21 protein-coding genes are annotated in these 24758 nt (G+C 50.0%); 12 read left to right on the forward strand and 9 right to left on the reverse strand.

The window, feature by feature from the left end; translation table 11 throughout:
• The 11 genes from H7K52_RS08405 to H7K52_RS08455 all read left to right on the forward strand — a co-directional run bounded on the left by H7K52_RS08405 (window position 1) and on the right by H7K52_RS08455 (window position 12600).
• Window positions 1-1200 (forward strand): AAA family ATPase, encoded by a 1200-nt coding sequence (locus H7K52_RS08405; RefSeq protein ID WP_182629927.1) that lies wholly within the window; start codon window positions 1-3, stop codon window positions 1198-1200.
• A complete protein-coding gene (locus H7K52_RS08410) occupies window positions 1193-4312 on the forward strand; it encodes an HsdR family type I site-specific deoxyribonuclease (RefSeq protein ID WP_182629928.1) in 3120 nt (1039 codons plus the stop codon). Before H7K52_RS08405 ends, H7K52_RS08410 begins: the two co-directional genes overlap by 8 nt.
• A gap of 52 nt (window positions 4313-4364) precedes the next feature.
• Complete coding sequence (locus H7K52_RS08415; protein ID WP_182629929.1) at window positions 4365-6452, forward strand: GmrSD restriction endonuclease domain-containing protein; 2088 nt, start codon at window positions 4365-4367, stop codon at window positions 6450-6452.
• A gap of 137 nt (window positions 6453-6589) precedes the next feature.
• Window positions 6590-6910: a hypothetical protein gene (locus tag H7K52_RS08420; protein WP_182629930.1), complete on the forward strand. Its 321-nt coding sequence runs from the start codon at window positions 6590-6592 to the stop codon at window positions 6908-6910.
• A gap of 1078 nt (window positions 6911-7988) precedes the next feature.
• Complete coding sequence (gene symE, locus H7K52_RS08425; protein ID WP_182629931.1) at window positions 7989-8318, forward strand: endoribonuclease SymE; 330 nt, start codon at window positions 7989-7991, stop codon at window positions 8316-8318.
• 566 nt (window positions 8319-8884) lie between these two features.
• Window positions 8885-9241, forward strand: coding sequence for a putative T6SS immunity periplasmic lipoprotein (locus H7K52_RS08430; RefSeq protein WP_110411681.1), 357 nt, complete (start codon window positions 8885-8887; stop codon window positions 9239-9241).
• A 154-nt stretch (window positions 9242-9395) separates the two neighbouring features.
• Entirely contained in the window at window positions 9396-10097 is a 702-nt protein-coding gene (locus H7K52_RS08435; protein WP_039658871.1) for a hypothetical protein, read from the forward strand.
• On the forward strand, window positions 10094-10519 hold the full coding sequence (locus tag H7K52_RS08440; RefSeq protein ID WP_039658869.1) for a hypothetical protein: 426 nt from the start codon (window positions 10094-10096) through the stop codon (window positions 10517-10519). Before H7K52_RS08435 ends, H7K52_RS08440 begins: the two co-directional genes overlap by 4 nt.
• An 18-nt stretch (window positions 10520-10537) precedes the next feature.
• Window positions 10538-10846 carry a contact-dependent growth inhibition system immunity protein gene (locus H7K52_RS08445; RefSeq protein WP_003850923.1) on the forward strand — a complete coding sequence of 103 codons (309 nt, stop codon included), beginning with the start codon at window positions 10538-10540 and terminating at the stop codon, window positions 10844-10846.
• Between the two features lie 69 nt (window positions 10847-10915).
• Window positions 10916-11725 carry a CDP-diacylglycerol diphosphatase gene (locus tag H7K52_RS08450; protein WP_140916193.1) on the forward strand — a complete coding sequence of 270 codons (810 nt, stop codon included), beginning with the start codon at window positions 10916-10918 and terminating at the stop codon, window positions 11723-11725.
• A 290-nt stretch (window positions 11726-12015) separates the two neighbouring features.
• Window positions 12016-12600, forward strand: coding sequence for a DJ-1/PfpI family protein (locus H7K52_RS08455; RefSeq protein ID WP_140916162.1), 585 nt, complete (start codon window positions 12016-12018; stop codon window positions 12598-12600).
• 122 nt (window positions 12601-12722) lie between these two features.
• Here the strand turns inward: H7K52_RS08455 and H7K52_RS08460 are convergent, their stop codons facing one another.
• The 9 genes from H7K52_RS08460 to H7K52_RS08500 form a co-directional block, all read right to left on the reverse strand.
• The gene (locus H7K52_RS08460) at window positions 12723-13583 is read right to left on the reverse strand and encodes a ketose-bisphosphate aldolase (RefSeq protein ID WP_078804788.1); all 861 of its coding nucleotides are present in this window, start codon (window positions 13581-13583) and stop codon (window positions 12723-12725) included.
• A gap of 5 nt (window positions 13584-13588) precedes the next feature.
• Window positions 13589-15013 carry a PTS fructose transporter subunit IIC gene (locus H7K52_RS08465; RefSeq protein WP_182629932.1) on the reverse strand — a complete coding sequence of 475 codons (1425 nt, stop codon included), beginning with the start codon at window positions 15011-15013 and terminating at the stop codon, window positions 13589-13591.
• A 108-nt stretch (window positions 15014-15121) separates the two neighbouring features.
• Window positions 15122-15595 carry a PTS sugar transporter subunit IIA gene (locus tag H7K52_RS08470; RefSeq protein WP_050556834.1) on the reverse strand — a complete coding sequence of 158 codons (474 nt, stop codon included), beginning with the start codon at window positions 15593-15595 and terminating at the stop codon, window positions 15122-15124.
• Window positions 15596-15610: 15 nt separating this feature from the next.
• On the reverse strand, window positions 15611-17128 hold the full coding sequence (locus H7K52_RS08475) for a BglG family transcription antiterminator (protein ID WP_310736390.1): 1518 nt from the start codon (window positions 17126-17128) through the stop codon (window positions 15611-15613).
• A 275-nt stretch (window positions 17129-17403) separates the two neighbouring features.
• A complete protein-coding gene (uhpT, locus tag H7K52_RS08480) occupies window positions 17404-18795 on the reverse strand; it encodes a hexose-6-phosphate:phosphate antiporter (RefSeq protein WP_182629933.1) in 1392 nt (463 codons plus the stop codon).
• Between the two features lie 152 nt (window positions 18796-18947).
• A complete protein-coding gene (gene uhpC / locus H7K52_RS08485) occupies window positions 18948-20276 on the reverse strand; it encodes an MFS transporter (protein WP_003850910.1) in 1329 nt (442 codons plus the stop codon).
• A 9-nt stretch (window positions 20277-20285) separates the two neighbouring features.
• Window positions 20286-21785, reverse strand: a complete 1500-nt coding sequence (uhpB, locus tag H7K52_RS08490) for a signal transduction histidine-protein kinase/phosphatase UhpB (RefSeq protein WP_105099527.1) — start codon at window positions 21783-21785, stop codon at window positions 20286-20288.
• Window positions 21782-22375: a response regulator transcription factor UhpA gene (uhpA, locus tag H7K52_RS08495; protein ID WP_182629934.1), complete on the reverse strand. Its 594-nt coding sequence runs from the start codon at window positions 22373-22375 to the stop codon at window positions 21782-21784. Before uhpA ends, uhpB begins: the two co-directional genes overlap by 4 nt.
• 182 nt (window positions 22376-22557) lie before the next feature.
• Window positions 22558-23226 (reverse strand): YecA/YgfB family protein, encoded by a 669-nt coding sequence (locus H7K52_RS08500; RefSeq protein WP_182629935.1) that lies wholly within the window; start codon window positions 23224-23226, stop codon window positions 22558-22560.
• 241 nt (window positions 23227-23467) lie between these two features.
• On the opposite strand from H7K52_RS08500, the gene H7K52_RS08505 reads away from it, so the two are divergent.
• On the forward strand, window positions 23468-24721 hold the full coding sequence (locus H7K52_RS08505; protein ID WP_182629936.1) for a serine hydrolase domain-containing protein: 1254 nt from the start codon (window positions 23468-23470) through the stop codon (window positions 24719-24721).
• Window positions 24722-24758: the final 37 nt, after the last annotated feature.

Here is a 24758-nt window from a genome sequence, read left to right on the forward strand (position 1 = left end):
ATGAGCAAGACACTTCTGGAAATAGCCCAACAGCTGAGTACGCCTAAGAAAGTCAAGAAAACTGTTCCTGAAAAAACGAAGGAAGTTGAAGAGACCAGGCCCGTGCCAAAGGTGCAGTTAATCTACGCTTTCAATGGCACAGGCAAGACACGTCTTTCCCGGGATTTCAAGCAATGGATTGCGTCCAAAGTTATTGACGGAGAAGGTGATGACGAAGCTGAACAGTCGGAGTTGTCGCGCAAAAAAATCCTTTATTACAATGCTTTCACTGAGGACTTGTTCTATTGGGATAACGATCTGCAAGAGGACGCCGAGCCGAAGCTGAAGGTGCAGCCTAATTCCTATACAAACTGGTTGCTGACATTGCTAAAAGATTTGGGGCAGGATGGCAATATCGCCCGTTATTTCCAGCGCTATGCGAACGACAAGCTAACGCCACACTTCAATCCAGATTTTACCGAAGTTACTTTTTCCATGGAGCGCGGCAACGATGAACGTTCCGCCCATATCAAGTTATCTAAAGGCGAAGAGAGCAACTTCATCTGGAGTGTTTTTTACACCTTGCTGGATCAAGTCGTCACAATTCTCAATGTCGTCGATCCGGATGTACGTGAGAATCGAGAGTTTGATCAACTGGAATATGTATTCATTGATGATCCTGTTAGCTCCCTTGATGATAACCATTTGATTGAATTAGCAGTCAATCTTGCAGGGCTGATCAAATCCAGTGAATCCGATTTGAAGTTCATTATCACGACGCATAATCCACTATTTTATAATGTGCTTTTCAATGAGCTGAACGGAAAAGCTTGTTACATGTTGGAGAGTTTTGAGGATGGTACATTTGCCCTCATAGAAAAACATGGCGACTCTAACAAGAGTTTTTCCTATCATCTCCACCTAAAGCAAACCATCGAACAGGCTATTGTTAACAACAACGTGGAAAGATATCACTTCACGTTACTGCGCAATCTGTATGAGAAAACGGCCAGTTTTTTGGGCTACCCTAGATGGTCCCTACTTTTACCTGACGACAAAGAACTCTATTTGAATAGAATTATGCAGTTCACAAGCCACTGTACGCTATCGAATGAAGCCGTTGCAGAACCAACGCCAGCGGAGAAAGCAACGGTCAAACTGTTGCTTGAACACTTGAAAGATAACTATAACTTCTGGCAGCAGGAACAAAAAAATGGTTGATTGCACCAAGCCAATTGCTGAGTTCAATAATTTTATCATTTTGGACAAATACAACCCGGACTGGAAGATTACCGAGAGCTACCAGAGTGAAGGTGATCTGGAGCGTGAGCTGATTCAGGATTTAGTTAACCAGGGCTATGAATACCTGCCAACCCTGAACAACTCCAAGGCTATGCTCGCCAATGTCAGGGAGCAGTTGCAAAGCCTTAACAATGTGGAGTTCCTGGAGGCTGAATGGCGTCGCTTTGTAGAAACCTGGATGGACAAGCCCAGCGATGGCGTTGTCGAAAAGGCCCGCAAAATTCATGATGATTATGTTCATGATTTCGTCTTCGACGATGGCCGTATTCAGAATATCTATCTGCTGGATAGAAAAAACATCCTTCGCAATAAAGTGCAGGTCATCAAGCAGTTTGAACAAACAGGCACGCACGCCAATCGCTACGATGTCACCATTCTGGTCAATGGCCTACCGCTGGTACAAATTGAATTGAAAAAACGCGGTGTAGCGATTCGCGAAGCTTTTAATCAAATACACCGTTACAGCAAGGAAAGCTTTAACAGTGACAATTCTCTGTTTAAGTACCTGCAACTGTTTGTGATTTCCAACGGCACCGATACCCGTTACTTTGCCAATACCACCAAGCGAGATAAAAACAGTTTTGATTTCTCCATGAACTGGGCGAAGTCCGACAACACGTTGATTAAAGACCTAAAGGACTTCACCGCCACGTTTTTCCAGAAGCATACCCTACTCAATGTGCTGTTTAACTACAGCGTGTTTGACAGTAGCCAGACGCTGCTGGTGATGCGCCCCTATCAGATTGCTGCCACCGAGCGAATCCTATGGAAAATTAACAGTTCCTTTACCGCGAAGAACTGGTCAAAGCCAGAAAGCGGGGGATTTATCTGGCACACTACCGGATCAGGCAAAACCCTGACCAGCTTTAAGGCCGCACGGCTAGCAACCGAACTGGACTTTATTGATAAAGTCTTCTTTGTGGTCGACAGGAAAGATCTCGATTACCAGACCATAAAAGAGTATCAGCGCTTCTCGCCGGACAGCGTCAATGGTTCTGACAATACTGCAGGCCTTAAAAGAAATCTCGATAAAGACGATAACAAAATTATCGTCACCACGATTCAAAAACTGAATAACCTGATGAAAGCTGAAGCTGACCTGCCCGTATATCAGCAACAGGTGGTGTTTATTTTTGATGAATGTCACCGCAGCCAGTTTGGTGAAGCACAGAAGAACCTAAAAAAGAAATTCAAACGTTTTTACCAGTTCGGTTTTACCGGTACGCCAATTTTCCCTCAAAACGCATTAGGGTCAGAAACTACCGCCAGCGTGTTTGGGCGGGAGTTGCATTCTTACGTAATTACCGATGCCATTCGTGATGAAAAGGTGCTGAAGTTTAAGGTGGACTATAACGATGTCCGACCGCAGTTTAAGGCGCTGGAAACCGAAACCGACGAGAAAAAACTCAGCGCTGCAGAAAATCAGCAGGCTTTTCTTCACCCACTGCGCATTCAGGAAATCACACAGTACATTCTGAATAACTTCCGCCAGAAAACACATCGCACTTTCCCTGGTGCCAGAGGTTTTAATGCCATGCTGGCGGTAAGTAGTGTGGATGCGGCAAAAGCGTATTACGCGACGTTTAAAGAGCTACAGGAGGCGGCGGCTAACAAATCAGCCAGCTATAAGCCGTTACGGGTGGCAACTATATTCTCCTTTGCGGCAAATGAAGAACAGAGCGCTATCGGCGACATTACCGATGAAAGCTTTGATACCAGTGCAATGAACAGCAGCGCCAAAGAGTTTCTGGATGCGGCTATTGATGACTATAACGTTCACTTTAAAACGAATTTCAGCACTGACAGCAACGGATTTCAAAACTATTACCGTGATTTAGCCCTGAGAGTTAAAAATCAGGATATCGACCTGCTCATTGTGGTAGGAATGTTTTTAACCGGTTTTGACGCACCGACGCTGAACACTCTATTCGTCGATAAAAACCTGCGTTATCACGGTTTGATGCAGGCATTCTCCCGCACTAACCGTATCTTTGATGCTACAAAGACTTTCGGAAATATTGTGACGTTCAGAGATCTGGAACGCGCAACCATTGATGCTATCACGCTGTTTGGGGATAAAAATACCAAAAACGTGGTGCTTGAGAAAAGTTACAAAGAGTACATGGAGGGCTTTACCGATTTCGTGACAGGTGAGGCCAAGCGCGGCTTTATGGATATTGTTACGACATTGGAATATCAGTTCCCTGATCCGGCTAGCATTGATAGTGAGAAGGGGAAAAAGGCCTTTGTTAAATTGTTCGGCGAATACCTGCGGGCTGAAAATATCCTGCAAAACTACGACGAATTTGCCATGCTGAAAGACCTGCAAAAAGTCGATATCAGCGATTCCAATGCCGTAGAAACCTTCAAGACAGCTCATTATCTTGACGATGAAAAGTTTACCGAATTACAGACCATTCGTCTCCCCACAGAACGTAAGATTCAGGACTATCGTTCAGCCTACAATGATATCCGTGACTGGCAGCGTCGCGAGAAAGTGGCTAATGACAAGGATAAGTCAACCACCGACTGGGATGATGTCGTGTTTGAAATCGACCTGTTGAGATCTCAGGAGATTAATTTAGATTATATCCTCGGTCTGATATTCGAGCATAACAAACAGAACAAGAGCAAAGACGGGCTGACCGAAGAAGTCAGACGTCTTATCCGCTCAAGCTTGGGCAATCGAGCCAAAGAAGGGCTGGTTATTGATTTTATTCAGCAGACGAATCTGGATGAACTACCAGATAAGGCCAGCATTATTGATGCTTTCTTCGCTTTTGCTCAGCGCGAACAGCAGCGGGAGGCAAATGCATTGATAAAAGAGCAAAACCTGAATGATGAGGCTGCCAGACGTTATATCATAAATTCGCTGAAACGAGAGTATGCAACGGAAAATGGCACGGCATTGAATGATGCCCTGCCTAAACTGAGCCCGTTAAATCCTCAGTACAAAACCAAAAAACAGACAGTTTTTCAAAAAATAAGTGCCTTTGTTGAGAAGTTTAAAGGGGTTGGCGGCAAGCTATAGTCATTCATAAGGGAAAATATTTTACTTATATATTTAACAAGGAAATTTAAGGATGAAGGCAAAAGAAGCCAAGTTGCTCAACTTTCTGCAGACAGCACCTCAGTTAGTTATCCCGATCTATCAGCGTATTTACTCATGGAGTCTGAAGGAGTGCGAACAGCTTTGGGATGATATTGTTCGTTGTGGAAGAGATGAGAATAATCAAGGGCATTTTATCGGTTCCGTAGTCTATATCGAAAACGGACTTTATTCGGTGACATCGCAGTCACCCTTGTTGATCATTGATGGTCAACAGCGTATCACTACAGTCTCATTGCTAATCGCAGCTTTAGCCGAAGCTGTAGGCGATGAAGAATTCATCGAAGGGTTTAATCAAGCTCAGTTACGGGGTTTCTATTTAACCAACCCATTATTGTCAGGCGAAAAGCGCTATAAACTCATTCTTTCTAAAACAGACAACGACACATTACGCGCTATTATTGATAGAAAACCTCAGCCAGAGAATGTTTCTTTACGTGTATCAGAAAACTTTGAGTATTTCAGAGAAAAGTTAAGAAATAAAGAACTGCTGGAAGTTGTCTGTAAAGGGCTGAGTAAACTCATCGTGGTCGATATTTCTCTTCAGCGTGATCATGATAATCCCCAGCTTATTTTTGAAAGCATGAACTCCACGGGAAAAAAATTAAGCCAGGCCGATCTTATTCGTAATTATATCCTCATGGGGCTGGAAAACGAGCGCCAGACGATGTTGTATAATGATCACTGGCGTAAGATGGAGCTTCTTTTTGGTCAGGAAGCTTACTCTGAGCAATTCGATGCTTTCATGCGTCACTACCTGACTGTCAAGACGGGAGATATCCCTAAGATTGATGGTATTTATGATGCATTTAAAGAGTACTTCTGTCGTAACAGACAGCCTGTTGAAATTGCAGTTGCAGAGATACATAAATATGCCACTTACTATTGTGCGATTGCATTAGGTATTGAGAAAAACAAACAGCTTAAAGAGATATTCCATAACATTCGTGAGTTAAGGATGGATGTTGCCTATCCTCTTATGCTGGAACTCTATGATGACTACCAACTGAATATTCTGAAATTAAATGACTTTGCTGAAGCTTTGCGCCTGATTGAAAGCTATGTTTTTCGTCGGGCAGTATGTGCTATCCCAACAAACTCAATGAATAAAACTTTCGCTGGGTTGAGTAAAAGCTTTTATAAAGAAAGATATCTGGAGAGTTTAAAAGCGGCGTTTATATTGCTGCCATCTTATCGTCGATTCCCGACCGATGAGGAGTTTAAAAGAGATATACAAACACGCGATCTCTATAACTTCAGAAGTCGTAGCTACTGGCTTAAAAAACTCGAAAATCATAACCATAAAGAACCTATCCCGGTTGATGAATATACAATTGAACACATCATGCCACAGTGTGATAACCAGATTGAAAAAGTACCAACTGAGTGGAAAGTTGAGTTAGGAGATGAATGGCAGCGTGTATGGGAAACATGGCGGCATTCACTGGGGAATCTAACACTAACGGGTTATAACTCTGAATATAGCAATCGCTCATTCGCTGATAAGCGTGATATGGATGGGGGATTCAAATTTAGTCACTTGCGTCTGAATGACGGGCTTGCTGCTCTTAGCGAATGGAATGAAGAGACGATTATAGCCAGAGCGAAAAAGATGGCAAATCAGGCAAGCCATGTTTGGCCAAGTGCCGGTCTTCCCGCAGATTCGCTAAAAAATTACCAACACAAAAGTGAAAGTAATATTTCTTATGGCTTAAAAGACCATCCCCACCTTATGAAAAAACATATTCATGAGTTGTTTGAAGCATTCCGTAAAGCAACGCTGGCACTTGACCCATGCGTCACAGAGGTCTTCCTGAAGCTTTATGTTGCCTATAAGGCTGAAGTAAATTTTGTGGATGTCGTGCCGCAGGCAAAGCGACTGCATCTTTCACTGAATATTCCATTTGCTGAAATTAATGATCCGCGTGGATTATGCCGGGATGTCTCTAACATAGGTCGATGGGGAAATGGTGATGTTGAAATTGTATTTGAAAAGCTGGAAGATTTACCTTATGTATTGTCTTTAGTGACTCAGGCATTTGAGCGTCAAATAGATAACTAGTTCTTAATAAATTCACGAGCTGGAAAGCTTCGTGTATTTGCTTTTTAAAATAAAGGAAAGGAAATATTAATTGATAAGAATATTTCCTTAATTTAGTTACCTAATTACATCTACGATTCTGTAAAGGAGCTTTTCTTATGCCAACATTAAAATTGTTAGCCTCTTTTTTTGCTTTGGGTCTCTTTTCTACCACTGTTTTAGCTGAGGAGGCGCACGTCTGTCGTTCGGCCTCACTGCCTCAATCCAATAGTGCATCAACTTTATCTGATAATACTCAGTTTTCATGTAATAGCGATATCTCTGGCTCAGTACCTGCTTTGGCAAAAGCAGGCTGGAAAGTTACGCATGTTCTGGAGCAGTCAGATATGTCAGCTTTATCCTCAACAAAATCTGGTAAAATGCCGCCGAACCCAGAGGATTTATCAAAAACCTACTGGGTTTTGATAATTCAAAAATAAATTACTAGTATTTTAATTTAAAGACTACATAAGCCTTGAAGTTAAGAGTAGGCTCAGCTGACGGGAGTGCGATAGTCTTTTATATTATTCCTGTCAGGTTATCGATAGTATTAATAATAATGCGTTAGCCTGCTTGGTGAGAACGGAACTTTTGTAAAGCTAATTAAAAGCTATAAATAATTAATTGTAATATTAAAAGTCTCATAAATTTGCTATCTATGCGTGACGGATTTTACATGTTTCCTACCTCACTTTTAATTCTTTACGAACATGATTACTTTATTCAAAAATTTAATATTTTTCATGTAAATTTATTTACTATTCTAATTTCGAAGGCGTAGTATAGAAGCTCAGAGGATTATAGATAAAAGGATTATCTATGGCTTTACATGGAGATTTCATCATCAATGATTCGTACTACTCACTGCTGCTCCTTTCGGATTTAGGTACGTTCCTCGTTTTCTCTGGCAATAGTGCTTACCGTAACCGGGGCGCCTGTGGAATGATTTCCAGGGAAGCCTCCGTTACCTGCAGGTAAAGACTGGATGGTTGATCGGACTCAGAGAGAACTCATGTCACAATTAAATGCTGGCATGCGGGATATTTATAGCCACTTCTTAAACGGTGCTACGTTGAGATATTCCGAATGGTTTGCACTATAGCGGAATGACTGGGAAATCGAAGTTTATATATGAGTATGAAACGTAAAGCGGAGTAACCTTCGTATGCGTCTCGGTCTTGTATCGGAAGATTTTGTTACACTGAGAAAAAAGCGTCGCCGCGTTGTTGAAAAATAATCAAGGCCTAACGTGCAGTGAATACAGTTAAAAGATCCTCGCGTGAAAACTCCTTATCATTATTTACCTGCGCACCTGGATGGTGCGCGTCTTATTATTTTATGCCAGCTAAACCTTAGTTTTTATATTAAAATTATTTAATGAATAGCTTATTTAAGGCTGTTTTAAACTGGACTTTTGTCGCTTTACTGATGATATATACAGGTATTTAGCGCGGTGCGAATGTGCGCCAACACACCCGCGCCGCTAATCACAATCACTATTTATAGGGAATAGTAATCATGACTGACGCCCATTCTATTGCACAACTGTCGGAACCAGAAGTCTCGCCTTCAAATAACCGCCAGCTGACGGTTGGCTACGCGAGCCGCTATCCGGATTACAGCCGGATTCCCGCCATCACTATGAAAGGACAATGGCTGGAAGCAGCCGGCTTTGTCACTGGCACAGCCGTAGAGGTAAAGGTAATGGAAGGCTGTATTGTGCTCACTGCCCGGCAGGAGAGCGAACTAGTGCAGTCGCTGCGCCAGGTATGCAACCTGTCGGCGCGGAAACAAAAGCAGGTTCAGGAGTTTATTCAGGTTATATCCGGTAAACAGAAAGTCGTTTGAATGGAAAGCCGCTCCCGAGATCGCATCGGGGGCGGTTAAATATCAAGGTGAATAATGTAGAGCGAGGGAATTTCAGGCTGCATTTTCGCGGCGCCGCTCGGCGTGTCTTTAGGCTACATCACTTTACAACATCGAACTGATTTCATGGCTATTCGGCAGACATTACTCTATACCTCACAGGTAAAATTACGTAACGGGCTAATGTCTTTTGCACAATTGAGTTGGTGTTAAATGGAAGCGAAACGTGTCCCGGCAAGGGATGGAATCCTTATCGCCGTCACCTTGCTCGTAATAACTTTCCTTCTGGTAAAGCCATCAGATCAATCTACAGAGGGAGAGCAGAATTTTTGGACAGCGTTAGCAAAGCTATACAATCAACGCGATATTGAAGGTTTGTGGGGGTTACGCTAATAGTCATCAGAACAGTGGTAACCCTCAACGGTTATCAGATCATAGTCAGAGTGATTGAGAAGAAGATGAATAAAAAAAACGAATTTTATAATAAGTGAAGTAGTTTTTTGCCCCTCGCATTGCCATAAAGTCGTAACAGGGAAGGAGCGTTGAACATGAAAAACAAAATATTGCTGGGTGTCGTATTTCTCTTAACGGGATGTCCTGGGCCTGGCGATCGAATGGTGGGGCGCGTATCTACAACGGCGTTTCTCAAAGACAATCGAGTTTGTGTAGTGTCGCCACTGGAGCCACAAGAAAGTATCACTGCCATTCAAATCAACAGCGATAAAAGTGAATCCTTTCACAGGGTTTTTGATGACAAGCCTGTTTATGTTCCAAAAGGTGAGTGCCTTCCTGTGTTCGGATTTAAATTCACAACGGGAGAACGATACTATTTCGCCTATGAGGTTCAATCTGCTAAGTCAGTTTCGCATCTAGTCACAGCTGATTTCTCTTATCACAAAGAATAAGAAGGCGGAGCGCCCGCTTTGTTGCCCAAACCGGCATGCAGCACACCTGGAATATTAATCAATGGTAAGCAGGCTAATGAAACAGCTTCCCGGCTGGACTGTCTGAAAAATCATCTATACCATTCACGAGCAAACTACATAAGGAGATGTAAGTATGAGCACCCGAAGAGAAATTAAGGATGGGGCATCCTTTGACGTACTCGACAGAGGCATAGTTTACACCGAGGTGTTGGGCTGGATTGATATGGGCCATGCCCGTGGCAATGACGTGGCTGCGTTGAGGCGTCAGTTCGCTGAAGGTGAGCGTAGCAGCAAGCCATCTTATCCAGTCATGTACCGGCAGGATATGGGCGTTTTTAAGTTCAAATCGCGGTTTGGCGTCGGGAAGTTTTCTCACTGGGAAATCAAGCGAGGCCGGGACACCGATGAGATTAACAGAATCATGCTGGCGATGATGATGAACACCGCATCCAGATTCGAAAGCCTGCAAAGTCTGCGTTCATTCTCATGGTATACAGACAGCGGTTTCAGTGGTGAGGATTTGGTTTCCGATCTGTTTGGTTTTTATCGGGCTATCATACCGGGCCGATATGGCTATCGTCTCAAGCCAGTCAGCTATGATTCAGCTGTTCGGCGCTGGGACTACTATGGGGCTATCGGTTCCCATAAAAATCATGGATTCCGTCCGATTCTTTTTCCCGACCCGGATGATAAATGCCTGCGACATCAGCCGTATAAAGTATATCTTCCGCATTTTATGACCTGGCTCAGGCCGTGGAACGATTTCACATCTGGAATTGTTAAGGTCGTTACCAATGATGGGACATCACTCTCATTCATGGGGACGAAGCAATGAAAAACCTGTTTAAGTGGTCCGCGCTTATGGTTGCTACCGTGCTTATTTGTGGCGGTCTGTTTGTCTGGTTTGTTGCCGCGTGCTCAAATGAGGCGACTGTTTACACACAACACGATTTTTTTAAATACCATACACTGACAGACTCAGATATCGAAAAAGCACCACGTATAACGGACGAGTTCTATTTCGAGTCGCACCCTGGTGACGGTTATTCTCCTACAAATAGCATCGTATTTAAAGGAGCTGCAGATACTGCATCGCTGCGCGCTTATCTCGAAAAGCTGGGATACGCGAAGCAAAAGCGCAGTCTGGGTGAGAAGGAAATATGGGCAAGGCCTGATCAGTTGGATGGGGATCAGTTCTATCTATACTTTAATCCCATAACCCGTGAGGTTGAGCTGACCAAGGTTCTGAATAATTGAGTCGCCGAGGTTACGACTTTGAAAAACATTAACATAGCCGGACTGGATAGCCTTATCGCCATCTATTTTGGACAGGATTATGACCTGTTCGGTAGTGGTGAAAGTGTAGATGCTCAAATCAACGCATGGATTGCAGATTCTACTCCCGCCTCCCGGCATGGCTTGATAGGTGATATTGAACAATTTATGAGGGAGACTGACAATCTGGAGCAGGATTTCGAAAGCTGCTATGGCGCGGAATTTTCTACAGATTTATGGGAAACGACGCCTGCAGAATTCCTGAAGCTTTTGAAGCAAAAGGTGAGTGCATCTCTTTCTGAATGCTGATTTGCCATTCAGCTAAACACTTCCCTAATACAAACCCTTGCTGATGAGGTTATACCTGCATTGAGTCTCCTGAGCGGACGGAATCCACTAAACGGGAAATGGTTATGGCGATGCCGGTCTCTGCCGCTGGTCATCGCGCTGCTGCTGACAGGATGCGCCCGCTCTGACGCGCTATGGACGGTCACGCATAATCTCTGCATGAATAACTATCACTACCGTCGCGATCCGGCTCCCTGCCAGCAAGTCTATCTTCCGCAGGACGCCACACAGGGCTACAGCATCATCCAGAATCCCCGCCACAAGCTGCACTTTATTCTGGTGCCCACAGTGGCGATGTCCGGCATTGAGAGTATTGCGCTGACGCGCCCCGGACGTCCCGATTATTTCGGTTACGCCTGGTTAATGCGTTATCGTCTGATGGCGGCCTATGGTGCTGAAGTGCCTGAGGAGCGGCTCGGTATGGCGCTGAACTCCGCTTATGGCCGCAGCCAGAATCAACTGCATATTCATCTGACCTGCCTGCGGGAGGATGTCTATCGCCAGCTTCAGGCCGAGAGGCCCTATATTGGTGATGACTGGCGACCCTTGCCCGACCGTTTGCTGAATCACACCTACTATGCCCGACGCGTTATGCAGCCCACGGCGATGGGGATCTATCCTGTCTCCTCCGTGGCACGCCATTTTCATCTGTCGCCGCCACAGCTGGCGGAGTCTGGCGTGGCGCTTATCCCGACGACGTTCTCGGGAGAAAAAGGATTTATCCTGCTAACCACCCGGCGCGGCTGGGATAAGGGCAATCGGGCGTCCGTTGAGTCGCTACTGGATAAACGCTGCGCTATTCTTTCAGCGCCGCCGGCTGACGTTTCAGTCAGGGAGTAACCAATCTTCATCACCCTGAACCTTCAACCAACCCAACCGCACTGCTGTAATTAAGCCCTCTGATAGCATGAACCCGGCTGAAGAGGACGAGATCACCCGCGCAGAAAAACCAGCTCATGGCTCACGCATGAATAAAGACCAGCGGCCCCGCGCGCTGCCAGTGGCATCCTGTCATGCACACGCTGTAAACCCTCCCTTTTTTAAACAGAGTCATCGACAGCGGAAAACTTCTGGTAGAATGCCACTAAAATGAAACAGTGTTTCATTTATTGAAAATCATCGGAGGCAATATGTCCAAAAATGCAGCATTACTCCTGGCCACAGGATTTGAAGAAGCAGAAGCGTTTATTACTCTCGATATCCTCAGCCGGCTTGGCATCAAAGTCACCACCGTTGCCTGTCAGCCTCAGCGCGAGATCGTCAGCTACCACGGTGCCGTCATTAAAGCAGATACGCTGATTGAAGAATTAGCGGACGCACATTTATTCGATGCGCTGATCATGCCAGGCGGGCCTGAGGGTTCTAAGAATCTGGCCGCCAGCTCTGCTGTTACTGCTTTAATTCAGCGACATGATGACGCCGGCATGTTGATTGCCCCTATCTGCTCTGCCGCCGCCCGGGTGCTGGGTGGCAATAACCTTCTGAAAGGCCGTCGCTATACCTGTTCAGGCGAGCTGGGGCTGGACGTCAAAGATGGCGAGTATGTAATGGAGGATGTGGTGGAGGATGGCAATCTGCTCAGTGGCCGGGGGCTGGGTGTCGCCTTCGATTTTGCATTAACGCTGGCTCAGCGTCTCACCGGTAATAAAGGCGCGGTCGATTTCCAGGCTGAACACATTTATTACCGTCCGTGGCTGAACAGGTCGTCTCGCTAAACGCCCCTGAATTTTAGTCAGCCGCACAGAGCGCTGAGTGTTGTGATAGCAGCAAAAGAGACACCGAATCCTCAGTGTCTCTTTGAATCGCAGCCGTGTTCCACTAGTCATTGGCGACTGGCTTACCGATACAGCGCCGCTTTCCCCACCGAACTAAACAGCGCCATCTTCGCTGCGACCACTTCACCTGCCGCCTGCATCGGTTTAACGAAGAGTGAATTAGGCTCGTGTCCGCCCTGTTTCAGTTCCTGTTCCAGCGCCACGAAGAAGGCCTTCTTCATATCGCTGGAGATATTGATTTTACCGACGCCATAAAGAATGGATTCCGCGACCTCGCTGTCTTTGTTGCCTGACCCGCCATGCAGCACCAGCGGGATATCCACCACCTTACGGATCTGCTGCAGGCGCTCGATATCCAGCTTCGGCTGCTTCCCTTTGGGATAGAGGCCATGCGAGGTGCCGATGGCGACGGCCAGCGTATCGGTGCCGGTCTCGCGCACAAAGGTCTCGGCCTGCTGCGGATCGGTATAGAGAATCTCGTTACTGCCGCCTTCACCGCTGCCTTCCGCCACACCGATGGTGCCCAGCTCCGCTTCCACGGAGACATTAATCGTGTGCGCTATCTCGACAATCTTCTTCGTCAGCGCAATGTTCTGCTCAAAAGGGTGAGACGAGGCGTCAATCATTACAGAGGTAAAACCGGCGTAGATCGCTTTCATCACCTCTTCCAGCGAGCGGCCATGGTCCAGATGGATCACCACCGGCACCCGCGCCTGAATCGCCAGCGTCCGCAGATAACCGATAAACTCCGGGCCGGTGAAGGCCATTTCCTCAGGATGGATCTCCAGAATCAGCGGTGAATCGAGTCTCTCGGCAGTCTCAACCGCCACCCGTCCAAATTCCGCGCTGGCGATGTTGAATGCACCGACACCAAACTGATGCTGTTGTGCAACGCTGAGCAAGTCTTTCATGTTGTAAAGCATAGGTTTTATCCTTGTTGTTCAGGAACGGAGATATCTTTTTTCAGAAACAGCAGGATCAGCGCTGTCAGCAGACTGCCTGCAGCGATCGCAAACAGATAAGCCATGACATGGCTGATCACGTTAGGAATGAAGATGACGAAAATGCCGCCGTGCGGGGCGCGGGAAGCGCAACCCAGCATCATCGACAGGGCGCCTGCGAGGCCGGAACCCGCCACAATGGCCGGGATGACGCGCAACGGATCGGCGACCGCATAGGGGATCGCGCCTTCGGTAATAAACGACAGACCGAGGATGTAAGTGACTTTGCCGGTCTCACGCTCCAGCTCTGTGAATTTGCGGCGGAAGAGGGTGGTTGCCAGCGCGATGCCCAGCGGCGGCACCATGCCCGCCGCCATACAGGCGGCAATCGGTCCATAGATGCCGCTCGACATCAGGCCAATCGCAAACATACAGACGGTTTTGTTCAGCGGGCCGCCCATATCGAAGGCCACCATCATGCCGAACAGCAGACCGAGGAGGGCGGCGTTAGCGTTACCCAGAGAACTCAGGAAGGCGGTCAGCCAGCCGAGCAGCATTTTAATCGGCTCACCAATCAACAGCGCCATCAGTGCACCGGTCAGCAGCACACTCAGCAGCGGCACAATCAAAATGGGTTTCAGGCCGGCGACCGCTTTAGGCAGATGAATATGGTTATTGATCAACAGCGTGATGTATCCGGCCAGGAATCCCGCAATCAGTGCGCCCAGGAATCCGGAGCCGGTGTGGATCGCCATCATCCCGCCCACTGCGCCCGCCACGATGCCTGCTTTGCCGCTGATAGACTGGCTGATGCCCAGTGCCAGAATCGGCAGCATCAGGGCAAAGGCCGAACCGCCGCCAATATCAGAGAGCATCTTCGCTATCGGGCTGAAATTCGCGTCCCCTGGTGTGGCCGCAGTAATCCCGAATGAAAAGCTCAGGGCGATCAGGATGCCGCCCGCCACGACAAACGGAATCATCAGGTTCACACCGGTGATGAGGTGCACATAAATCTCAGACATCCAGGAGCGGGAACCTGACGTTTCACGGGCACTGTTAGCCGGTTCAGACGCATTCGTCGGCGATGCTGAATCCACCAGGCGGGGAGCCAGCTCACCGTTCACGATGGCGTTTAACAGGCCTTCGGCATCTTTTGCGGCTCGGGTGACGGGCACCTCAATCACGTTTTTGTGCTGGAAGCGCGCCATCTCTACTTTCTTATCCGCGGCAATTAACACCACGTCGGCCCGATGAATATCGTCGTCGCTGAAAATATATTCACTTTCAATCGCGCCCTGGGTTTCAACTAATACATTCAGGCCCAGTTTTTTAGCCGCTTTTTTCAAATTACTTTCGGCCAGGTAGGTGTGGGCGACACCTGTAGGACAGGCGGTAATGGCAATAATGTTCATAAACGTTCTCCAGTGAAAATTTTATATTTATGTTTTTCGGTCTGAAGGAATGGCTACAACCTGGAATACCTCCTTAAGCTTTTTATCTCATTACATTCTCTGATTTATTCAGGCTCCCGAGCGGGATAACAGCAAATGAAACATCTCTTCACGATGCGGGACAGTCAGTAACTGTTCGACGACATCTTCATCGCCCAGCGCAATAGATATTCTGGCGAGCATTTTGATATGGCCGACATCTTTATCAGACTCTTTTACCGCGAAAAGAATCACTAAACGAACACTGGTGCCATCAATGGTTTCCCATGGAATATCGCGGCGTAAACGGCCCACGGCAATCCGGGTTTTTGCGACGGCAGCAGATTTACCGTGCGGAATCGCAATGTGATTTTCAAATCCGGTAGAGCCTAATTCTTCACGCAGATAAACATCCTTCAGAAACGCTGCTTTATCGGTCACCGCGCCGGTCTGGCAGAGCAGGTCAGTCAGCTGAGAAATAATCTGCTCTTTCGTCTGGCAATCGACATCGAGAATAATGCACTCTTCTTTCAGCACTTCATTAATCGCCACGGCTGTTGTCATGTTACTTCTCCATTATTAATTAATTGAATTCGATACCAGACACTCTGTGACTCTTGCGATATCTTTCGCCGAAAACAGGGCTGAAACATAAACCACCGGTTTTTCCTGCGGCTCCAGCCGGATGGTGGAGATCACCACATCACACTCATGGCGTTTCAGGGAGTCCGCGATATTTTTTCCTGGCACGATGTCGATAATCTTCCAGTCAGGAAAGGCGCGGATAATCCGCCCGTAAAGCAGCTGCGAGGTGCCCAGACCGCTGGAGCAGACCAGCAGTACCCGTTTTACTTTGATGCTGTTTTCGATGGCCGCCTGAATATGCACCGTCAGGTACGCCACCTCATCGTCACTGATTTCATCCAGGCTGTACTCCTGCGTCAGTTGGTTGATCACCGCTTTGACGGCGGCAAACACCGTTCCCAGCTCGGTCTGGATATCATGCAGCAGCGGATTTTTAATCCGTATGCGATATCTCAGACGGTTCAGCATCGGCTTGATATGCGAGGACAAGGACGCCTGCAGGTTCTGGTCGGTTGTGATTTCAATGTTGATGCGCTGCGCCACCCGGCGAATCAACTCCTGCGCAAAGCGGGTTTCACGTTCCGAAATCAGCGACTTATCCTGTAGTGGCACTTCACCGCCCGCTTTACCGGAGGAGACAAGATATTGATAGATAGAGTGAGACTCCTCAGCCACCAGCACCGTGTTACAGGCGGTCTCGATGCGCTCTACCACCGCCAGCGAAACCTGCCAGGCGTGATGATCGCTGACCCTGCTCATGGTCACTGCGCGCGCGTCGGTCCTGGGCATCGGCGAGTGACTGCGGTGAATCAGCACCAGAATGTGGGTAAACAAATTAATGTAGTAAGGATCGCTAATCGTATAGTGCAGTTGCTGTTCAATAAAATTGATGAGTTGCAGGGTAAAATGGACAGCCTGCTGACCAAATTTCTCTGAAAGCTCCTGCAGCGTGCTTTCATCCAGGCGGCTTTCCATCATGTCCTGACGGTTATAAATCGATTTTAATACCAGCGCTTTCATCGCCATGCGAATATTCTGGTCACTGCCTTTAATACTGGTGCCGACGCGACTTTTCAATAACGTTAAATTAAACTGATGCAACCAGACTTCCAGTGTTTTTAAATCATTCACTATCGACGCACGGCTGATAAAGTATTTATCCGCAAGTTCGCTAATGGATGAACTTTTTGGTGAAAGCATTAATAAATCAGATGCTATTTTTAGCATTCTGAAGTTGCTGCTGAAATCATCTATCTCGGTTGAAAAAATCCGGCGCGCAGCTATTTCTGCCTGGGCATCAGAGAATTTAATTGTGATCCCTCTCCCACTTTTTCCGCTGATATTGATCCCCAAGTCAGCCAGTTTTTCATTAATGTCAGCGATGTCGCGGCGTAAGGTTCGGCTGGTGATGGCTGTTTTTTCAGAAATAAATTGCAGGCTCACGTAACTGTTATGAGAAATAAGCTGTCGCATAATCGTCAGTTGCCGCTCAGTCAGCGCCTTCATCATCATGAGGTTCCGCTTAATTTTTTATTCGAGGTGTCAGTTATCATCTAAACAAAGGCCCTCAGCCATGTAAATATTAAAACATGGCCACAACCTGGTGGTCAGACTGACCACCTGACAGGGAATTTTCGAAATAATCGGGGACGAGGTGAAAGAATATGTGAAAGGGGATGGGAGGGTTTCCGGGCTGACTGGCAGTGATCAGATTGGTGGGGCTACATCAATTGCTGAGGGCAGAACCTGGCGGGAAAGCCCGGCTTACGCCGGGCCAAGTTTTATCTTTACACCATCTTCAGACGCTGTAGTCGTTTCTCGCGGCGAATCTTGCGTTCTTCCATCACCGCAACCAACGCCATCAGGCAGATACAGGCGATAGCGGCGATATCCAGTGCGGCGAACGTGCCAGCCCAGCCGGTCAGGCCAAATATCGGTGTGCCGTCAGCGATCATCCCAAGACCTAACTTAGCAAAGCTGTCACCAATCAGGTAAGCGAAAGTGCCTTTGACCCCATCCGCTGCGCCAATCGCTTTTTTCGGCACAAAGCCGACCGCGGCAACGCCGATTAACAACTGTGGGCCAAAGACCAGAAAGCCCAGTGCGAACAGCGAGGCCAGATAGACATACTGGTTGCTGGCATGCTGATAGATCCCGAGCGTGGCGATAATCAACGCCAGTGCGACGCAGGCCACCAGCGCACGACGGCCATTGGCCAGATCGGATAGCCAGCCCCACATCAGCGTACCCACCAGTGCACCCACTTCAAACAGGGTAAAGCCCTGAATCGCCACCTCTTTAGAGAGCTTCAGCTCCTGGAAGGCGTAAACCGTTGACCACTGATCGATCCCGATGCGCACCACATAGAGGAAGATGTTTGCGAAGCAGAGCAGCCAGATCACCTTGTTCTTCAGTACGTACTCGACAAAGATCTGCCATTTGGTCATCGACTCATCTTCAGCTTCTTTATCCTCATCGCTTAGCTCTTCGTCAAACAGCTCTTCGGCCTTGCCCAGGCCATAAGACTCCGGGGAATCGCTGCCGTAGCGCAGGCCGATAAAACCAACAATCAGCGCGATAATAGACGGGAAGATAAACATCCCAATCACATGGCCGTTGAACAGCACATTGGCACCAAACAGCGCCACGCCTGCCGCACCGGCACCGCCGAGGTTGTGGGAGATATTCCACATCCCCAGATAGGTGCCACGCTTGCGGCGCGGCGTCCACTTCGTGATGGTGGAGTAGCTACAGGAGCCGCCGGTACTCTGGAAGAATCCGCTTAAAGCATAAAAGGCGATCATCAGGAACAGGCTGACGGAACCTGTGCCCATGCTGGCGCTGAAACCCAGCATACAGATGGCCGAAAGAATCAGCATAAACGGCAGGAACTGCTTGGTGTTTTTGCCGTCAGCATAATAAGAGACCAGGGTTTTCCCGACGCCATAGGTGATGGAGAAACCCAGACCGATCATCCCCAGCTGCGTCATGCTCAGTCCGTAGGTGGTGATCATATCGTTCTGCGCGATATTGAAGTTTTTGCGGATTAGATACATGGTCAGGTAGCCGATAAAGACCACCAGATAGGACTGCATAAACGGCTTGAACCACATCTTTCGCCGCAGTTCGATTGGCAGATCCAGCGTTGGTCTGCGCACCTGTTTGAGGAATGCCAGCATGTAAGGGGATTCTCCTGGTTGGAATAGCTGCAATGGGCAGCTAATGGCTGGCATTGTAAAAACTTGCCGCCAGACTGGCCTGAGACAGCATCCAGGCGAAACCAGGAAAATTTCTTAGTTTTGCCCCACCTGGGGCAAAAAGGAGAGGCGTATCACGCTTCAGGCAGGGATCTCGGCGCCTGAGCATTTAAAAACGGCAACAGCAGCAGGGCGGATATCCCCGCCGCCGTGGCAATCACCGCAAAGAAGCCGCTCCAGTGCCAGACGTCGATTACCCACGCCAGCGGCCAGCCGGAGAGTGACGCGCCGAGATAGGCGAAAAGACCGACGAAGCCGGTTGCCGCGCCCGCCGCCTCTTTATGCGAACACTCGGCAGCCGCCATGCCGATCAGCATCTGCGGGCCGAAGACAAAGAAACCGGTAGTAAAAAAGCAGGCGGCCTGCATCACGTAACTGGTAAAGGGCATCAGCCACAGTGAGCCGACGGAAAGCAAAATCCCGGCTGCAAAAATCAGGTTCATGGGGCCACGGTTGCCATTAAACAGCTTGTCCGAGCCCCATCCCGCGACCAGCGCGCCTATCACACCGCCCAGCTCAAACAGGGTGACTACCGAGTTGGCCGTCACCAGATCCACCCCCAGCGTGTCGGAGATGTAAAGATTCCCCCAGTCATTGAGCGCGGCGCGAACCACATAGACCAGCACGTAACACAATGACAGCAGCCAGATATAGGGATTGAAAAGCACGTAGCGGGTCAGGATCGCTTTGCGACTCAGACCTGCGCCTTCCTGCTGCTGCGCCATCTCCATCTCATCCTGTCGCCAGTCGCCTACAGTGGGCAGGCCGACAGTCTGAGGCCGGTCGCGCAGACGCCAGCAGAGAAACAGTCCGGCGAGTATCGCTAAACTGCCCGCAATCATCATCCCGGTTCGCCAGCCATAGTGCAGTGCCACCGCGCCGATAACGATCGGGATAACCGCACCGCCAACGTTGTGCGCGGTGTTCCATAATGCCCACCAGCCACCGCGCTCGTTACGCGAATACCAGTTGGTCAGCAGGCGCGCGCAGACCGGCGCGCCCCAGCCCTGGAAAAAGGCGTTGATGGTCCACAGCAGCGCAAAAGCCCATAGCGAGGTGGAGAAGCCAAACAGGATATTGACCACGCCGGTAGCGATCAGCCCCAGTCCCATAAAATAGCGGGCATTGGAGCGGTCACTGACGATACCGGAGAAGAACTTCGACAGGCCATAAGTGATGTAAAACAGCGTCGCCAGCAGGCCGATATCGGTTCGCATCATCACACCGCTGGCGATCACTTCAGGTGCTGCCGCGTTGAAGCTTTTGCGGGTAAAGTAGAACAGGGCATAGCCGATCCAGATGGTTGACATGATGTGCCGTCGCCAGTAGCGATAGCGGCTATCAATCTCACCTTTGTCCTGCAGCGGGGCGGCGTTAGCGGGCGTTTTCAGAAAGTTAAACACGGTGATTCCTCAGGCCGAACGCAGCGGCAGATGCACGCTGACGCGGGTTCCATGGGTGCAGGAGATCGTCAGGGAGCCGCCCAGCGCACTCACGCGTTCGCGCATCCCGACCAGACCAAAGCTCTGCTGACCGGAACCTGGCGGCAGACCGCAGCCATCATCTTCAATCACCAGCAAAACGCGACCCTCCTGTTGCCAGCCTTTCAGCATCACGGCGCTGGCGCTGGCGTGTTTTACAATGTTGTTCAGCCCCTCCTGACAGACGCGAAATAGCGTGACGCGCTGCGCTTCGCTCAGCAGCGTCTCATCAATACGCCACTCAAGGTGACTGACGATGCCGCAATCCTCCAGCTCCATCTCACGCATCAGGGAGCGGACTGCCTGTTCAAGTGACAGGTCATCTAACTGGCGGGGTCGCAGACGTCCCAGCAGTCGCCGCACTGAATCGTAGACACCGAGTGAGAGCTGCTCAATATGGACGCCGCTCTGGATCACCCGGCCATTATCCGGCGCAAGGCGCTGCACAATGCCCGCCTGGGTGCGGATTGCCGTAATCGTCTGACCGATATCATCGTGCAGTTCGCGCGCCACCTCCTGGCGTACGTTCTCTTCTGTTTCGACCAGCCGTTCCGCCAGCAGCCGGTTGCGCGCCAGCTCGCTCTGCAGCGACTGATTCAACTCGCGCAGCCGCTGGATACCCGCACCCAGCAGCAGTCCGGTCAGACTTTGGGCCAGTAGTGAGAGGAGAAGATCGACCGGATGATCGTGCCAGGTCTGGCTGGCGATCAGCGCGATTGCATTCATCAGCGTCGCGATCAGCGCACCCTGCCAGCCGTAGTGCCAGGCCAGAGCAATAATCGGCAGTGCCAGACAGAATGGCGTAAAGCGCGACAGTTCAGCGGGCAGGCCAAGCTGCAACCAGAGACTGATGACAAACAGCAGCAGATACCAGATAAGATGCCGGGCGCGCCAGTTGACCGGGTGTGAGACCAGCGACGGCCCCAGCGGCTGCCAGCGGGTGCTGGTGAGATAGTGCCAGATGACCAGGCAGGTCGGGGCCAGCGTCAGACCACCGGTGAGCGTCAGTAGCAGGGCGTTCAGCATCTCCTGCTGTCCCGCCCACGCCAGAGATTGCAGCAGCGCCGCGGCGATCAGTGCCGCACCCTGGCTCAGCAGCGTGCGCCAGTCACGCTGATGGCGGTAATGGGAGATCAGCGCCACTGGCAGCAGCGTCAGTACACTGCCCGCCATTAACAGCGGCAGATGCGCCAGCGCGACCACCTTCGCCAGCCAGACCAGCATGATCCACTCAGCTGCCAGCAGCACCGGCCAGTAAGCGCGTGGACATTGCAGCATCAGCCCCAGACGCAGGCCAAACGGGAATAGCAGCACCGCCAGTTCCGGGCGTTCCACCAGATGCAGGCTGATACTCCACAGGCAGAACCAGGCCGCCGAAAAGATAAAAAAGCTGGCGACAACGGAGATCAGCCGCGAAACAAAAGGACTCATTGCCAGCCATCAAACATGCGGCGCGCCAGCTCCACATCATTGCTGACGCCGAGCTTCTCCATCAGATTCGCGCGATGGACATGTACGGTTTTCGGTGACAGCGCCAGCTCAACGGCAATTTCCTTAACCGCCATGCCCTGTGAGAGTTTTTCCGCCACCTGACGTTCACGTCGGGTAAGCGGGTCCTGCCGACCGGTGGCCAGCTTGATCGCAATCTCTGGCGTCAGATAACAGCCGCCTGTGGAGACCGTGCGCACCGCCGCGATCAGCTCATCGGGACGACAGCGTTTGGAAAGAAAGCCACGCGCACCGGCATTCAGCGCCTGCTCCACCAGTGCCGGGCTGTCATGGACAGAGAGCATGATAGTGGCTATTCCCGTGGGCAACAGGCTCAGCAGCTCCAGTCCGGAAAGGTCCGGCATTGAGATATCGCAGATGCAGACCTGCACGCCACAGCCCGGTAAACCTGCCAGTGCCTCACGGCCGGAACCAAATTCCGCGACAACCTGGAAATCTGATTCCAGGGCCAGCAACTGGGCAAAGCCGGAGCGGACGATAAGGTGATCGTCAATAAGCGCGATGGTGATCATGTCTCTTCCTGGCGGGTAAAATCGCGCTTACCTTAGCGATAAGCACGAAGCTGTTCAAGTCTTGAGCAGTCTATTCAGGTAAGGGGATGGGTAGAATGATGCAGGTCAAACTGTCGTGGATGGTCAGATAAAGCCTGCCGGGCCGAATAGCCGCCCGGCAGATCGTGAGGCTAAGCAGTCGATCAATGCAGACAGCACTGCTTATATTTTTTGCCGCTGCCGCACGGGCAGGGATCGTTGCGGCCAGGCAGTTTCTCTGCCGCGACCGGTTTCTGAGGCACGGGAATCGCTTCCGGCTGAGAGATCCAGTGATCGTGCAGCGCCAGGGCGGCAGGGCGGATCGCCTCAATGCTGGCTTCCATTTCGTCTGGCGTCATGGCGTCGATCTTTTCGAGATTCTCTTCCACGCCGTGCAGAGCGATAGCGTCCAGCGCAGGCTGCAGATCCGCAGGCAGGGCAGACCAGTCGCTCAGCGCGACACCGCGCATGTAACCGAAGCACCACTCTTCCACCACGGTAAATTCCAGACCTTCCATCTCGCGGATGCCAAACAGCGGTTCAAACTGCTCCGGGAACTCAGATAAACGATCAGCCACATCATTCATATGCTGGAAGCACAGCGACATAAAGCGCGTCATTTCACGCTCGTTGCTCCATTTTGGAATCTGCTTCTCGCCGCCCCAAAGGGCCACCAGCCACTGGCTGGGTTCAACGGTAGTGGGGCCGGAGAGAACGGCAGTCAGCAGGCCATCCAGCTCGGAGACATCAATAATCGACGCTTCGCTGCCATATTTTTCCAGCATATCTTCCAGCCATTGCAGCTCTTTCTCGGACAGTGGGCCTTCTTTCATGCGGTTGCCTCCCGGGCATGTGAAAATTTCAGCGCGGCGTTGAGCCTTAAAACCGCAGCAGTGTACACCCTTGTGGGCGTTCAACACAGCTAACCCTGTCCGGCGCTGGCATGAGGTTAAACCGCGTTTAACACCATTTTGACCCCATTATGCAGGCGATAGCCTGCTGCACTTTGTGGTACATTTTTGCGCTACAGAGAGGCTGCTGCGTAGTAAATAAAATTAACCTGATGATTATTAAATGAAAAATGGATTTTCCGGCAGCCAGGCTGTTGCGCTTTACCACAGACTGATTCCTCAGGCTGGTCAATGGCTCAGCAGATTAATGACGCAATTCCTGCCAGCCGTGGTTTTCCTGCTGGCGGGCTGTGGAACCCTGTCGCAAACCTCCGCGCCGGTAGGCGAGCGCGTTTATCTGACGCACGCCACCTTTCACGAAAATGTCGATGACATCGTGCAGCACTACATGCAGCAGAAGCAGGTTCCCGGCATCAGCATTGCGGTGATTCATCGCGGCGGCCCGACCCGCTATTATCCTTTCGGCGTTACTGATGGGGCGCATCGCTATCCGATCACGCCCGATACCCTGTTTGCGCTGGGCTCGCTGAGTAAAGGCGTGACGGCTGAAGTGATTATCCAGCTGGTTGAACAGGGTAAGCTGCGCTGGAGTGACACGCTGGCCGACCTGCTACCGAAAGAGGTTCATCTTAGTGCTGATGCGCAGCGCATCACCCTGCTGCAACTGGTGACGCATACCTCAGGCCTGCCGCGTCAGGATATGGACCTGCCGATGCTGTTGCAGTTCGTGGGTTATCTGGGCACTGGCGAGAATTTCTATGGCAATCTCGACAGTGACAGACTGCTGACTTATCTGGCGGACTTCTCTGCACCTGCGGTACGCATGCCACACTACTCCAATCTCGGCTATGCGCTGCTCGGTTTTATCATACGCACCCGTTTTCATCAGGAGATTCAGACGCTGGCGTCACAGCTTATCTTTACCCCGCTAAAGATGAGTCAAAGCAGTTTTGTCCCGGAAACGCTGCCAGGCTATCCGCTGCGTGCGCTGGGCCATGCAGGCGATCAGCCAAAATTTATCCGCCGTGGCTCGCTGACGCCCGACTGGCATTTTCGCGGCAATATGGTGGCGGCGGCCAGTCTCTACAGTAATGCGCGTGACCTGAGTGCTTATTTGCGCGCACATCTTGATGCCACCGATGATACGGCGCGGGGTCGGGCGTTTATGGCGGTGAACCGCGCATGGTATCAGCAGGGTACGCAGGCGCAGAACATCGCCTGGGTTACCGACACGATTGAAGGTCAGCAGATCACCTATCAGGTGGGGTATATCGGCGGTTACGCCAGTTTTATCGGCTACGATAAACGTAACTGCAATGCGATCGTGGTGCTGCAGAACGGCTTTAACTGGAGCAACTATTTAGGCATTGCGTTGTTGGTCGATCTGGCAACTCAGGATAAAGTGGTCGCACAGTGATCCGTTACCTGAGCTGTGCGCAGTAAAGTGAATCGCG

Origin of the sequence: Pantoea hericii (assembly GCF_014155795.1) — a bacterium.
Classification (GTDB): domain Bacteria; phylum Pseudomonadota; class Gammaproteobacteria; order Enterobacterales; family Enterobacteriaceae; genus Pantoea; species Pantoea eucalypti.

Bases quoted from the DNA above. Each gene is read 5' to 3' on its own strand.
- H7K52_RS08405 (WP_182629927.1), top strand. From the start codon at position 1: ATGAGCAAGACACTTCTGGAAATAGCCCAACAGCTGAGTACGCCTAAG.
- H7K52_RS08410 (WP_182629928.1), top strand. From the start codon at position 1,193: ATGGTTGATTGCACCAAGCCAATTGCTGAGTTCAATAATTTTATCATT.
- H7K52_RS08415 (WP_182629929.1), top strand. From the start codon at position 4,365: ATGAAGGCAAAAGAAGCCAAGTTGCTCAACTTTCTGCAGACAGCACCT.
- H7K52_RS08420 (WP_182629930.1), top strand. From the start codon at position 6,590: ATGCCAACATTAAAATTGTTAGCCTCTTTTTTTGCTTTGGGTCTCTTT.
- symE (WP_182629931.1), top strand. From the start codon at position 7,989: ATGACTGACGCCCATTCTATTGCACAACTGTCGGAACCAGAAGTCTCG.
- H7K52_RS08430 (WP_110411681.1), top strand. From the start codon at position 8,885: ATGAAAAACAAAATATTGCTGGGTGTCGTATTTCTCTTAACGGGATGT.
- H7K52_RS08435 (WP_039658871.1), top strand. From the start codon at position 9,396: ATGAGCACCCGAAGAGAAATTAAGGATGGGGCATCCTTTGACGTACTC.
- H7K52_RS08440 (WP_039658869.1), top strand. From the start codon at position 10,094: ATGAAAAACCTGTTTAAGTGGTCCGCGCTTATGGTTGCTACCGTGCTT.
- H7K52_RS08455 (WP_140916162.1), top strand. From the start codon at position 12,016: ATGTCCAAAAATGCAGCATTACTCCTGGCCACAGGATTTGAAGAAGCA.
- H7K52_RS08460 (WP_078804788.1), bottom strand. From the start codon at position 13,583: ATGCTTTACAACATGAAAGACTTGCTCAGCGTTGCACAACAGCATCAG.
- H7K52_RS08465 (WP_182629932.1), bottom strand. From the start codon at position 15,013: ATGAACATTATTGCCATTACCGCCTGTCCTACAGGTGTCGCCCACACC.
- H7K52_RS08470 (WP_050556834.1), bottom strand. From the start codon at position 15,595: ATGACAACAGCCGTGGCGATTAATGAAGTGCTGAAAGAAGAGTGCATT.
- H7K52_RS08475 (WP_310736390.1), bottom strand. From the start codon at position 17,128: ATGATGATGAAGGCGCTGACTGAGCGGCAACTGACGATTATGCGACAG.
- uhpT (WP_182629933.1), bottom strand. From the start codon at position 18,795: ATGCTGGCATTCCTCAAACAGGTGCGCAGACCAACGCTGGATCTGCCA.
- uhpB (WP_105099527.1), bottom strand. From the start codon at position 21,785: ATGAGTCCTTTTGTTTCGCGGCTGATCTCCGTTGTCGCCAGCTTTTTT.
- uhpA (WP_182629934.1), bottom strand. From the start codon at position 22,375: ATGATCACCATCGCGCTTATTGACGATCACCTTATCGTCCGCTCCGGC.
- H7K52_RS08500 (WP_182629935.1), bottom strand. From the start codon at position 23,226: ATGAAAGAAGGCCCACTGTCCGAGAAAGAGCTGCAATGGCTGGAAGAT.
- H7K52_RS08505 (WP_182629936.1), top strand. From the start codon at position 23,468: ATGAAAAATGGATTTTCCGGCAGCCAGGCTGTTGCGCTTTACCACAGA.